The sequence below is a fragment of the Pseudomonas sp. B3G-3 genome (assembly GCF_028640915.1).
Taxonomy (GTDB): domain Bacteria; phylum Pseudomonadota; class Gammaproteobacteria; order Pseudomonadales; family Pseudomonadaceae; genus Aquipseudomonas; species Aquipseudomonas chlororaphis_I.
In genome coordinates, this window is record NZ_JAQZAB010000137.1 from 264064 (window position 1) to 277077 (window position 13014).

The window sequence follows — 13014 nt, forward strand, 5'->3', positions numbered from 1 at the left end:
AAACAGGAGACACCCATGAGCCCTCTCGAAGAACCGGCACTGCCGCCGCATACCCGCGACCCGGCGCGACATCCGTCAACGACCGCCACGGCCTTCGCGCCCAAGCGCTGGCTGTACCTGATCCCGCTGATCTTCGTCACCTACAGCCTGGCGTATCTGGACCGGGCCAACTATGGCTTCGCCAGCGCGGCGGGCATCGAGCAGGACCTGGGCATCAGCAAGAGCACCTCATCACTGATCGGCGCCTTGTTCTTCCTTGGCTACTTTTTCTTCCAGGTGCCCGGCGCCATCTACGCGCAACGCTACAGCGTGCGCAAACTGGTGTTCTGCAGCCTGATCCTGTGGGGCTTGTGTGCGATGGCCACCGGCCTGGTGACCAATATCCCGATGCTGATGGTGATCAGGGTGTCGCTGGGCATAGTCGAGGCTGCGGTGATGCCGGCGATGCTGATCTTCATCAGCAACTGGTTCACCCGCCAGGAGCGCTCGCGGGCCAATACCTTCCTGGTGCTGGGCAATCCGATCACGGTGCTGTGGATGTCGGTGGTCTCGGGCTACCTGATTCATGCCTGGGGCTGGCGCGAGATGTTTGTCATCGAAGGCGCGCCGGCGGTGCTGTGGGCGTTTGTCTGGTGGCGCCTGGCACGGGACAAGCCCGAGCAGGTCGACTGGCTGAGCCGGCAGGAAAAAAACCGCTTGGCCGCCACCCTTGCCGAGGAACAGCAGGGCCTCAAGGCGGTGCGCAACTATCGCCAGGCCTTCACCAGCCCGGTGGTGATCCAGCTCTGTGCCGTGCATGCCTTATGGAGCATCGGCGTCTACGGTTTCATCATGTGGCTGCCGACCATCATCAAGCAGGCGGCTGCCACGGATATCGTCACGGTCGGCTGGCTGAGCGCGGTGCCTTATGTGGCTGCCGTCGCCGCCATGCTCGTGGTGTCCTGGGTATCGGACCGCTCCGGGCGGCGCCAATCGCTGGTCTGGCCGCTGCTGGGGTTGGGCGCGCTGGCGTTCTTCTGCTCGTACTTGCTGGGGCCTTCGCACTTCTGGCTGTCGTTCGCCTTGCTGACCGTCGCCGGCGCCGCGCTCTACGCGCCCTATGGACCGTTTTTCGCGCTGATCCCGGAAGTGCTTCCGGCCAATGTGTTCGGCGGGGCGATTGGCCTGATCAACGCCTGCGGCGCGCTGGGCGCCTTCATCGGTTCGTGGATCGTCGGCTACCTGATCGGTCTCACCGGCAATCCCGGGGCGGCCTATGTGTTCATGACCCTCGGTGTGCTGTCTTCGGCGCTGCTGATGGCGGTAGTGAAGGTCAGGCGTTGAAGGCTCGCGGTATGCGGGCGCGGGCCGCTGCCGGCCAGCGCGTCCGGGACGACTCAGCGAGCCGCAAAACGCGTGCGGCGAGCCAAGGCGAACAAGCCCAGGCCAACGACCAGGAACAGCCCCAGCGCGACGTTGCTGGCAGTGACGATGCCGTAGGCATCCACCAGCAGCCCCAAAGGCACGGGGGTGGCGTTGAACAGGTAGACGGTGGCGTAGAAGTAGGCAATCAATTTGCCGTGGCTGTGCCGGGGCGCCAGCTGGTTGACCAGGCGGGCATTGCCGACGAACAGCGCGCCATAGGCATAACCGCCGATCGCCAGCCCCGGCAGGGCGAGGTACAGGGCCTGGCTGTAGCAGGCCAGGAGCAGGATCAGCAGCGTCAGGCATTGGCACAGCCAACCGCTGAGCAGCGCCTGGCGGGCGTCCAGGCGCTGGCAGTAGAGCTGGCTCAGGCCGGCGATCAGCAGGTAGGCGCAGATCACATAACCAAAGACCCCGCGGTCCTCCAGGCCAAACACCTGCTGCGCCACCTGCGGGCCGATCACGAACACACAGGCGGCGAACGACCAGCTGAAGAACACACTCCAGGCGCAGAGGTGAAAGGGCAGGCCGATGCCACGCAAGGCTTGCCTGAGGCTGGCCGGGCGAGTGTTCTCCTGATTGGGCGCCGCCGCATCGCTGGCCGCCCGGGATGGCCAGAGGATCAGGGTCGCGACCGCCGACGCCAGGCCGAGCGCGGCGATCAGCCAGAAGGGCGATGCCAGGGGACGCAGCTCCAGCTGCAACGCCGCGCCGCTGACCAGCGGCCCCAGGGCTAGGCCCGAGACCATCGCCAGGGTCGCCACCAGGGCCGGCAACTTGTCGTTGTGCCCCGGGTTGAAACGCACCAGCGCCACATTCACCGCCGCGGTCATCACCCCCGAGCCGAGGCCGGCCAGCAATCGCGCCGCGCACAGTGGGCCCAGGGACGTGCCGTGGGCAAAAGCCGCGGCACCGACCAGCACCAGCAGGCTGGCGGGGACGAACAGGCGACGCAGGTCGCTGACGTTGCCGGCGATCCGCGCCATGGCCACCAGGGCGATCAGCACACCGATGCCATAGGCGCCGAAAATCAGCGTCAGGTCCAGCGCGCTCAGGTCGAACTGCTCTTTGTAGAAGGGGTAGAGCGGGGTCGGAGCACTGCTGTTCATCAGGGGCACCATCAAGGACAGCGCCAGGCAAAACAAAAAGCAGCTCGAACGCCGTCCACCGGCAAGCGTGGGTGCGGGCATAACGTATCGGGTCCGTTGGGTATCGAGGGAGCGTCAGGGCGCCGGTTCAGGGCTGACAGGTAGCTGCGAACCGGCCAACCAATGATATCGAGCAGGCTGGCCGGCACCATGCGCGAAACCCCGGGGTTTATTGGCCGGCGTCCAGGGCTGGGGCTGGTGTGAGGACAGGGAGTGGCTTAACGACCGCAACGCTGGCGAATCACCTGCGCCGCTTCATCCGCGAGGATCCGGTAGAGCACCGGGGAGGGGTGGAAGCCGTCGCCGGCCATCAGGTTGGCGGCCGGCTGGAAGCGGGTCGCCAGCAATGTGCAGTGCTCCTGGCCGTCCAGCAGCTCGGCCAGCAGGCTGTTGAAGCGCCGGGCCCTGAGGCCCAGGTACCAGCGCAGCGGCTGGGGCAGGGCGGGGAACAGGTGCATGGGCGGCACGGGCAGGAAAACGATGTGCCTGGCCTCGAAGCGCTCGCTCAAGAGCTCGATCAAGCGCGAGATCCACGCCTGCCATTCGGCTGCGGCGATGGTACTGGTGACGTCGTTGACGCCGATGGACACCAGCGCCACATCGAAGGGCTCCACCGGGCCACCGTCCAACAGCTGGAACAATTGCTGCGAATCCAGCCCGGACTGTGCCCGCAGTTGCCATGACAACTGGAAGTCGCTGGCCAGTCCAGCCACCAGCCGGCCGGCGATCGCCTCGTCCTGGGTGCCGGCGCCGACACCCGCCGCCGCGGAGTCGCCGAGGATCAACAGGCGCAGGGTCGGTCCGTTGGCGTCGGCGTGCCCGCCTTGGCGCGGGCCTTCGGCCTCGGGCAATCTGGGGGTGACCCAGCGGGTGTAAAGGCCCTGGGCGAGTAACAGCGGCCCCAGGGCCACCTTGGCGAACACATCAGTCATGGGCAGCTAAGCTCGCAATCAAAAGAGCGACGCCTGGGGCAGGAACCCGGCGTCGCGTCGAAGCCCGGCGCCGGCGGCATTACCTCTGCCGCGGGGCACCTCAGAAGGCATATTGCACCCGAGTGTAGTAGTAACCGCCGGTGAAGCCGAAGGGCGAATAGCTGCCCCAGTTGTCGCCGAACGACGAGTTGCTCACCCCGATAGGGTCGGGGTACTTGTCGAACAGGTTCTGCGCGCCGACCGCCACCGTCAGTTGCTTGTCGAAGGCATAGGCCACGTCCAGGTCGGTGATCCACTTGGCCGAGTACTCGCGGTCCAGGTCCGGGTTGCTCGAGCTGTTGACCTCGGTGTAAGTGCCGTAGCGGGTCAGCCGCAGGTTGACGTCGAAGTCGCGGATCGCCCAATCGGCGGAGAAGATCATCTTGCTGCTGGGCGAGGTCTTGGTGAGCAGCGCCCGCGACTGCCGTCCCAGCAGCTGGAAGTTGCTGCCCAGGGCGCTCAGTTGCGCGGGGGTGTCGCTGACGCTGAGGATTTGCGTGTGGTTGTAGTTCAGCGCCGCGGTCCATTTCACCGCGCCGTAGCGGGCCAGGTCCTGCCGGTAATTGCCCACCACATCGACCCCGGAAGTGCGGGTATTGGCGCCGTTGGTGAAGTACTGCGCGCCGGCGGTGGCGGGCACGCCGATGCTGTCGAGCAGGGCGGCGACGCCGGGGCCCTGGAAGCGTTCGCTGAGCACCAGGCGGTCGCGCAGGTTGATCACGTAGCCGTCCACGGTCAGGCTCAGGTCGTCGCTGGGGGTCAGGGCAAACCCCAGGCTGAAGTTGGTCGAGCGCTCCGGCTTCAGGGACTGCGCGCCCAGCGCCTGGGCGCCGGCCGAGTCCACCGGCAGGATCACGTAGTTGTAGGACTGGTAGACGCCATTGATGGTGTCGAAGCCGGTCGAACGGGCGGTGAAGATCTGGTTGGCCAGGGACGGCGCGCGAAAGCCGTTGCTGATGGTGCCGCGCAGCGCAAACACCGGGTTGAACTCATAGCGGGTGCTGAGCTTGCCGCTGCGGGTGGCGCCCACGCCTTCGTTGTAGTGCTCGTAGCGCGCGGCGACGCCGACATACCAATGCTCCACGGGGTAGAAACCCAGGTCGATGTAGCTGGCGACGCTGTTGCGGCTGATCTTCTGCTCATCCTCGGGGCTGATGCCATTGGTCACCTGGGCGCCCGGATCGGGGCGTTGCCCGGCGCGCGGGTGGCCGGCGGGAAACACATAGCCGCCATCAATATAGGAGGCTTCGGAGCCGGCGCGGGTCTCGTAGCTTTCGCGCCGGTGCTCGAAGCCGAAGGCCACGTCCAGCGGCTTGGCCAGGCCGATCTCGTAGCTGCGCTTCAGGTCCAGGTTGCTGGTCAGCTGGTCGGCGATATAGATGCCGGAGGTGAACTTGTTCGGGGTGTTTTCCCCCAGCGACGGGTTCTGGTTGTCGTAGGTGCGCTGCTTGGCGTAGTTGCGCCCGTAGGTGCTGCTCAGGTCCCAGGCCCAGCCGCCGAAGTCCCCGCCCTTGGCGCCGATCGCCGACTGGAAGTCGGTTTCGTTGATCAGCCAGTACGGGCTGTAGCCGTTGGGATAACCATTGGGGCCGGTGGTGATGGTGTTGCGGCCGTTGGGCAGGCGGAAGTTCTGGCCGTCGTTGTTCTCCCGGGTCGCCAGGGTGGAGAACGAATACAGGGTCACGGCGTCGTTCAGCGGCAGGTCGAGGTTGTAGCCGACATCGGCCAGCTGGCTGCGGGGCAGGCCGTAGCCCTTGTAGGTGTGGTGGCTGGCGCCGGCCTCGCGCGGGTCGGGCGAGCCGTCGGCCAGCGGGTAGTAATGGCTGCTGTAGCCGTTGCTGCCGGCCTTGTTGTCGCGCTCCTGGTAACGGGTGTCGAGGGAGACATTCAGGACCCCTGCCTCGCCGACCTGGAAGCCGTAGTTGAGCGCCTCCTGGGCGGTGCCGCGCTTGCCGTCGTAGCCCTGGCCGAGGGTGGTGTCGGAACTGCCGCCGGTGGTCTGCTTGAGGATGATATTGATCACCCCGGATATCGCGTCCGAGCCGTACTGCGCCGCCGCGCCGTCGCGCAGCACCTCGATATGGTCGATGGACGCCACCGGGATCAGGTCGAGGTCGCTGGGCGCCGCGCCGCTGTTGATGCCGTTGATGTTCAAGGTGGCGCTGGTGTGCCGGCGCTTGCCGTTGACCAGCACCAGCACATGGGAGGCGGTAAGCCCGCGCAGGGTGGCCGAGCGCACCACGCCGCTGGCGTCCCAGCCGGCGCGGTCGGGCAGGTTGAAGGACGGAATGAACTTGCTCAGCGCCTCCAGCAGGCTGGGTTTGCCCACCGCCCGCAGTTGTTCGCCGGTGACCACGTCGATCGGCGTCGGGCTGGTGGTCACGGTGCGTTCGGTGGCGCCACGGTTGCCCGTGACCACCACCGTGTCGAGGGTCGGCGAGGCGCTTTCGGCGGCCCCCAGGTTGGATGAAGCCAGGCCGCAGGCAATCGACAGCGGCAGCAACAACGGGCGATAGACCGTTGCAGTACGTCGGGCAGTTGAGCGCTTGAGCATGAGAGGGGGCTCCTGAATATCGGCTAGGTCTGGGTCACTTCTTGCGCGCGGCGACGGCTTCGATTTCCACCAGGCCGCCCGGCAGTGGCAGGGCGACCACCTGCACCGCGGTGCGCGCCGGCTTGTGCGGCTGCTCGGCGCTGCCGAAGAACGGCGTATAGCCTTGCTGCAACCCGGCGAAATCCAGCTTGCCGCCCTTGGCCGGGTCGCCCACCAGGAACACCCGCAGCTGGATTACGTCCCCCAGGTCGAGGCCCTGGCTGCGCAGCACGCCCTTGAGCTTGTTGAGGATCGAGGTGGTCTGGGTCGCGGTGTCGCCGTAGGCGGCAAAGGAATCCTTCGGCGCTTGCGGGTCGTGCAGGTCGGCGAGCAGGCCGCTGACGAACAGCAGCTCGGTCTGCGCCGGCACCGCCACCGCCAGGGAAATCGGGAAGTTGGAGTTGGGCAGGGCGATGCGCTTGATCTCATCGGCGTGGCTGAGGCTGGTGAAGGCGGTGGCGGTCATGAGCAGTCCTGCGAGCAGCGTGGTGGTTTTCATCGGTCGGTCCTTCTGTCTTGGGAAAAAAGCGCTGGGGAAATCAGGCGGCCACGCCCGGTTGCTGGCGTTCGGCATGGCGGCCGATCAGGCTGACGATGCGCCGCGCCGAATCGGCGGCGCTGTTCTGCCAGATGCCGACGCCGCCATGGGCCAGGGCATCGCTGGCCAGGTAGGTGCGGCCCTGGGGCTGGTTGAGGATGTGGTAGGCCTGCTCGCCGACCTCGTCGTTGACGATCCACGGGCCTTTGCTGAAGGGCACCTTGGACCAGTTGATGGCCACCGGTTTTTGCAGCTTGGCGCTGTGCCCGGGGTGCAGCAGTTCGACGGCCTGGCGCGAGGAGGCGAACTGCTCGGCCAGGGATTTGCGGCTGAAGGCCTGGGCCGCTTCGCTGGTGTTGTAGGCGGCGACGAGGATGCCCTGGGCGCTGTTCAGCCGGTCGCTGGGGTACCACAGGCCTTTGACCTCGTGGTCCAGGTAGGACAGCCCGCCGAAGATGTTGAAGTCGGTTTCCCAGAAGCGCGGCGACTGCCAGGCCACCTTGTTCGCCTGGTCGCTCTGGGCGCTGAGGATCGCCTGCTTGAACGGCGTGCTGAAGTTGTTCGGCAGCTTGGCCAGCAGCGGCAGGGGCACGGTGACGATGGCGTAGTCGGCGCTCAGGGTCTGGCTCTTGCCGGTCTGGCGGTCTTTGTAGGTGATGCGGCTGCCTTGCTCGGAGGTCTGGATGTCGCTGACCTCGGCGTGAAAGCGCACCGCGTCCTTGAGCTTGTCGTAGAACGCCAGGGGGATGCGGTCCATGCCGCCCACCGGCTGGAACATGGTCGAGGAAAACTCGGGGATTTCATCGAACACCAGTGCGCCCCACAGCTTGGGATTGAGCAGGGTCTGCAACTGCAGCGGCGCGCGGGTGATGCCGGTCTGGTCGCCGGCGCCGGGCAGGCGGGTGTAGCCCGAGCGCACCGAGCCCTGGTATTTGAAGTCGGCGTTGAGGTCGCCATAGACCTTGAGGAAGTTCAGCAGCGCCTGGCGGTCGTCGGCGCTGAGGTCCTGGTCCAGGGCCTTGCGGCTGACGCTGCGTGCCAGCAGTTCGGACAGTTGGCCACGGCTGTCGTTGACCGCCTGGCGCAACTGGAACGCCGGCTGCCGGGCGTCCGGCAAGGCCAGGGCATTGCGGCTGCTGTTGACCAGCACTTGCAGCTCGACCCCCAGCTCGCGGCAGTAGCCGAGGAGGGTCTGGTGATGGCTGGGAATGCGCGCCGGGCCGGCGTTGAAGAATTGGCCCTCATCGAAGTCCACGGTCTGGCTGACGCCGTCGTCGAACTCCACCTTGCTGCCGCGGCGCAGGGTCCAGTTGCGTCCGCCGACCCGCTCGCGGGCCTCGAGAATGGTCACGCTGAAACCGGCCTTGCGCAGTTCATAGCCGCTGACCAGCCCGGAAATACCGGCGCCGACCACCACCACATGCTTGCCTTTGCCGCTGCTGCCCAGTTGCAGCGGGTCGAAAGCCGCCGCCATGGCCTTGGGCGTGAGTCCCAGAGCATCGAGGGCGCCGACGGCGGCGGAATAACCACCGACGGCGGCGATACGGGAAATCAGTTGCCTGCGGGTAAAAGCCATAAAGTACTCCTTGGCGTGTTTGCCGATGAGGGGGTCAGAGGTCGTAGCGCACGGACAGCAAGAGGGTTCGCGGGTCGTTGACGGCGTAGTAGCGAGCACCACTGGACGGCACGTAGCCGACCGACTGCGGGTAGGCGCGATCGAGCAGGTTTTTCACCGCCAGGGTGGTGGTCCAGTGGCCGTCGCCGGAGATGTAGCGGGTGTTGGCGTTCCAGAAGGTCTGTTGGGGGATTTCCTGGATGTCGTCGTTCAGCGCGTTGGCGTAGGACCTGGTCTGGAACTGCGCATCGGTGCCGGCCAGCCAGGTGCCGGGCAGGCCGGCGGGAAGGGTGTAATTGAGGCCGACGCTGGTGTTCCAGCGCGGCGAGAACACCAGTTGCTTGCCGTTGGCATCGACCCCGGCGCCGCTGGCGTTCTCGAAGTCGTCGTACTGGCTTTGCAGGTAGCCGAGGTTGAAGGTCAGCTGCAAGTCGTTGGTCAGGGCACTGAGGGTTTCCAGCTCGACCCCGTAGGTGTGGGCCTGGCCGACGTTGGTGCGCAGGCTGACGCCCAGCGCCGGGTCGTAGGCATTGGTCTGCAGGTCCTTGTAGTCGTTGTAGAACAGCGCCAGGTTGGCCCGCAGGCGACGGTCGAAGAAGTCGCCCTTGAAGCCGGTTTCCCAGGTGGTCACGTCTTCCGGGGAAAACGCCTGCTCGGCGGCGGCGCGGGTCGGCGCGCGGTTGTCGTAGCCACCGGCCTTGAAGCCCTTGGCCACGTAGGCGTACTGGTTCAGGTGCGGGGTCCAGGCGTATTCGAAGCCGAGTTTCGGGCTGGTGGACTGCCAGGACTTGCTCGAATCGGCGCTGAAGTTGGTACCGGTGATTTGCCGGTTGGTGGTAATCGCGTAATTGTCGTACTCGAAATTCTTGTGCTCGCGGGTAAAGCGCAGCCCGGCGATCAGCGACAGCTGCGGGGTGATCCTGTAGCTGCCCTGGCCATAGAGCGCGTAGCTCTCGGTGTGGGTGGTGCTGTACTGGCCCTGGCCGATCACCCGGTTGCGCGCCACCGAGTAGGTGAGGTTGTCGCGCTCGGCGTCGAACTGCTCGCGGTACAGGTACAGGCCGGTGCTGAAGCTGAAGTCGTCGTAGTCGCCGTTGAGCTGGAATTCCTGGGTGGCGTAGTCCTGCTTGTAGAGGATCAGGTTGTTCTGGATCAGCGCCGCCTGGCCCGAGTTGTCGTAGTCCACCGGCTGGTGGAAGGCCGAGTAGGCGGTCACCGACTTGAGGTTCAGGTGCTCGTCGATCGCGTAGATCGCCCGCAGCACCGAGCTGCCCTGGTCGAGGCGGTTTTTCGGATCGAGGCTGCTGTAGCTCTTGAACTTGTCGAAGCGGCCGTTGGCATCGAAGGGTGTGTAGCTGGTGGTGTCGCCGCGGTCGAAGGTGCCGGCCAGGGTCAGTTGCACATCCCAGGGCGAATCGTCCGGCTTGTAGCGCAGCTTGCCGCGGTACGACTGGATATCGACGTTGTTCACGTCCTTGCCGCGGGTGGGGTTGGAGACGGTGCCGTCGCGGCTCAGGCGGATCGCCGAAAAGCTGCCGAACAGGGCGTTGTCCACCAGCGGCCCGCTGATCAACAGGCGGCCGTTCCGGGCGTTGTAGTTGCCGGCGCCGAGTTCGAGGAAACCGCGGGTTTCCTGGGTCGGGTCGCGGGTGATCACGCGGATCGCCCCGGCGCTGCTGTTGCGTCCGTACAGGGTGCCCTGGGGGCCGCGCAGCACCTCGACGCGCTCGACGTCGTTGAAATCGAGCATCGAGGAAATCGCCCGTGGGATGTACAGGTCGTCGGCGTAGACCGCCACGGCCGCTTCCTGGATCGGATCGGTCTCGCCGATGCCACGGATGCCGTAGGTCTGCGCGCTGTAGGAGATCGACTGGCGGCTGAGGCTGAGGTTCGGCACCTGCCCGGAGAGGTCGCGGATGCTCTTGATCTGCTTGTCTTCCAGGGCTTTCTCATCGAACGCGGAGATCGCCAGCGGGGCCTTTTGCAGGTCCTCGGCATGGTGCTCGGCGGTGACGGTGACCACTGGCAGGGCGGCCTTGTCGGCGCCCTCTGCGGCGTGGGCCGACAACCCGGCCAGGTTCAGCGAGACGCCCGCGCTGAGCGATACGGCCAGCGTCAGGCGGTGTGCGGTGAAGTGCTGCATGGTGAACCCCAGGTGTGTAGGTTGGCGTTGTTTTTTTTCGGGCAAGGCTGCGCCGGGGCCATGCTGGGAAAGCCATGGCGGCGGGGGGGCTTGGGCCGGTTTTTCAGGTTCGGGTGGCGCAATTGACCGTGGAGTGGTGTCGGCCGGAAAACGCAATTCCATGGGCCTCCACCTGGTCGGGTGGTCGGTGCTGGATGTAACAGTATTTGTATAAATACGCGGTGTAAAAGTCTGAATAGTTATAAGTTAATTATAAAAATATGTAATTTAATGCGTTGGATAAATGCGTATTCCTGATGTTTTTTTTGGGAATCCGGAAACCAAATCGCGGGCAAGTCGGATCGCCGCCCGCTCGCTCCTACAGATCACACATAACCTGTAGGAGCGAGGCTTGCCCGCGATAGCGGTGGCGTGTCTGGCGCTACTTAATAACCGCGCTCAAGGTTCGCCGGGGTCTCCAACGGCTGCCCGGCAAGAAAACGCTCGAGATTGGCCAGGAAGCCATCGGCGATGTCATGCCCGCTGTTGGTGGAGATCGCCGAGGTATGGGGTGACAGCCGCACCCGCGGGTGGCGATACAGCGGGTGGCCGTCGGGCAGGGGTTCGGGGTCGGTGACATCCAGCGAGGCCAGGCCGATGCGCCCGCTGTCCAGCGCCTCGAGCAGCGCCGCATCCTCCAGCAGGCCACCGCGGGCGATATTGATCAGGTGCAGGCCGGGCTTGGCGCTGGCCAGCACCTGGCGATTGACGATATGCCGGGTCGCCTCGGTCAAGGGCGCGGCCAGCACCAGATGGTCGCTGCGGGCGAACAGCTCATGGATGTCCCGCGCCGCCTCTACGCCCTCGACCTCGAACGGCGCCTGGCTCTGGCGCAGGGCGAGCACATTCAGGCCCAGGGCCCGGGCCTTGCCCGCCAGGCTGCGGCCGATCGCGCCAAAGCCGAGAATCCCCAGGGTGCTGCCCTTGAGCGGGGTCAGCGCGGTGAAATGCCACTGCGCGTCATGCACCCAGATTTCGGGCAGGTGCTTGGCCGCGGCGAAGATCGCGGCCAGGGCGAACTCGGCGATGTTCTCCGCCGCGTTGCCACGCAAGGTGCTGACCGGCGGGCCGTTGAACAGCCACCGGGGGTAGAAGTCGATGCCCGACGACACCACCTGGATCCAGCGCAGCGCATAGGGCCAGCCCGGAGGCGGGGTGTCCGGCGCCAGGTAACCACGGACATTGATCGGCCGCGCCAGCAGGATGCTGACCTCGGCCGGCAGGTCGCTGGGCACCCCGGCGGGCACGTCGAGCACCCTGGCCTCGGGGTGGGTCTGCTCAAGGCGCTGGCGGATCACCGCGTTGAAACCGGCATCCAGTTGGCTGGCGATAACGAGTGGGGTCATGACTTGTCCTTGTTCTGACGCTGGGCGAATACCGCTTTGCCGACGCCTTGCAGCACGGCGTCGTTTTGCGGGGTGTGGACACGACCGCACAGCACATCGCGGTAATGCCGTTGCAGCGGGCTGTGGCGCGACAGGCCGGGGTTGCCGGAAGCCTCGATGGCCAGCTCGACCGCGCGAATCGCATTGCCGGTCACCAGGTATTTCAGTTGCGCGGCGTTGCTCGCCGGCGTATGGCCCTCGGCGGCGGCATCCAGCAGGCTGCGGTTGGCGAACAGCAGGGTGTCGATATGGCCGACGGTTTCCTGGAAGCGCGGCAGGGTCGCCAGGGCGGCGCCGAGGTTGGACGGCTTGCGCGTCTCCAGCCAGTCCACCAGCCAGTCCCGCGCGGCCTGGGCGATACCGTCGTAGACCGCCGACAAGAGCACCGCCATCCACAGGAAACCCTCGCCATCCAGTTCCGGCCGCGGCGCGCTCCAGGGGCTGACGCTGACGGCGTGGTCCAGCGGCACCAGCACGTTGTCGAACAGCACTTCGTGGCTGCAGGTGGCGCGCATGCCCAGGTGGTCCCAGTCCTCGACGATGCTGATGCCAGGAGTGTCCTTGTGCACCAGCCAGGCGCCGACCAGCGGGTCTTCGTCGGTGCTGCGGGCCCAGACGCTGAACCAGCTCAGGCCATGGCTGCCGGTGGAGTAGATCTTGCGCCCGCTGATGCGCCAGCCGGCGGCGGTACGCCGGGCGATGGTCGCCGGCAGGCCGCCGCGGGCCGGGGTGCCGAGGTCGGGCTCGACCCGCAGGGCGTTGATCAGCGCACCGTCGCGCACCGCGTCGCCGGCCACCCGCAGGCGCAGGGCTTCGGGCCAGCTCTGGCTGTCTTGCAGGCGCGAGTGCTGCAGGTACTGCATGACCAGGATCAGCGCGGTGGAGGGTTCGCCCTTGGCCACCGCGCTGATGACCTTGCGCGCCTGGGCCAGGCTGGCGCCGCCACCGCCCAGGTGCTTGGGCACCGTCAGGGCCAGCAGGCCATGCTGGTGCAGCAGGGCGAAGTTGTCCCGGGGAAAGGCGCCGCTCTCGTCATACAGGTGGGCCGTGACGCCCAGTTGCTGGCCGATGCGTTGCAGCAAGGCGTCGAAGTCGGCGACCTCGACCGGGTGCAGCACGGGCGGCAGGGGAGAAGAAAGACTCATGGTGACTTCACTCGATCAAGGTGGCTGGGAGCC

9 protein-coding genes are annotated in these 13014 nt (G+C 66.2%); 1 reads left to right on the forward strand and 8 read right to left on the reverse strand.

Annotated elements, in window-relative coordinates:
* Positions 1–15 precede the first annotated feature (15 nt).
* Positions 16–1323: an MFS transporter gene (locus PVZ80_RS33625; RefSeq protein ID WP_052443021.1), complete on the forward strand. Its 1308-nt coding sequence runs from the start codon at positions 16–18 to the stop codon at positions 1321–1323.
* 53 nt (positions 1324–1376) lie between these two features.
* Here PVZ80_RS33625 and PVZ80_RS33630 read toward each other — a convergent pair whose 3' ends face one another.
* The 8 genes from PVZ80_RS33630 to PVZ80_RS33665 all read right to left on the reverse strand — a co-directional run bounded on the left by PVZ80_RS33630 (position 1377) and on the right by PVZ80_RS33665 (position 12981).
* The gene (locus PVZ80_RS33630) at positions 1377–2594 is read right to left on the reverse strand and encodes an MFS transporter (protein ID WP_273865118.1); all 1218 of its coding nucleotides are present in this window, start codon (positions 2592–2594) and stop codon (positions 1377–1379) included.
* A 176-nt stretch (positions 2595–2770) separates the two neighbouring features.
* Positions 2771–3484, reverse strand: coding sequence for an SGNH/GDSL hydrolase family protein (locus PVZ80_RS33635; protein ID WP_273865119.1), 714 nt, complete (start codon positions 3482–3484; stop codon positions 2771–2773).
* A gap of 100 nt (positions 3485–3584) precedes the next feature.
* Positions 3585–6077 (reverse strand): TonB-dependent receptor plug domain-containing protein, encoded by a 2493-nt coding sequence (locus PVZ80_RS33640; RefSeq protein ID WP_273865120.1) that lies wholly within the window; start codon positions 6075–6077, stop codon positions 3585–3587.
* 34 nt (positions 6078–6111) lie between these two features.
* Positions 6112–6615, reverse strand: a complete 504-nt coding sequence (locus tag PVZ80_RS33645) for a RidA family protein (protein WP_023965312.1) — start codon at positions 6613–6615, stop codon at positions 6112–6114.
* 40 nt (positions 6616–6655) lie between these two features.
* Entirely contained in the window at positions 6656–8230 is a 1575-nt protein-coding gene (locus PVZ80_RS33650) for a flavin monoamine oxidase family protein (protein ID WP_273865121.1), read from the reverse strand.
* Positions 8231–8264: 34 nt separating this feature from the next.
* Positions 8265–10412 carry a TonB-dependent receptor gene (locus PVZ80_RS33655; RefSeq protein ID WP_273865122.1) on the reverse strand — a complete coding sequence of 716 codons (2148 nt, stop codon included), beginning with the start codon at positions 10410–10412 and terminating at the stop codon, positions 8265–8267.
* Positions 10413–10837: 425 nt separating this feature from the next.
* Complete coding sequence (locus PVZ80_RS33660; protein WP_273865123.1) at positions 10838–11797, reverse strand: D-isomer specific 2-hydroxyacid dehydrogenase family protein; 960 nt, start codon at positions 11795–11797, stop codon at positions 10838–10840.
* Positions 11794–12981 carry an acyl-CoA dehydrogenase family protein gene (locus tag PVZ80_RS33665; protein WP_273865124.1) on the reverse strand — a complete coding sequence of 396 codons (1188 nt, stop codon included), beginning with the start codon at positions 12979–12981 and terminating at the stop codon, positions 11794–11796. The genes PVZ80_RS33660 and PVZ80_RS33665 overlap by 4 nt, the downstream gene beginning before the upstream one ends.
* Positions 12982–13014 lie beyond the last annotated feature (33 nt).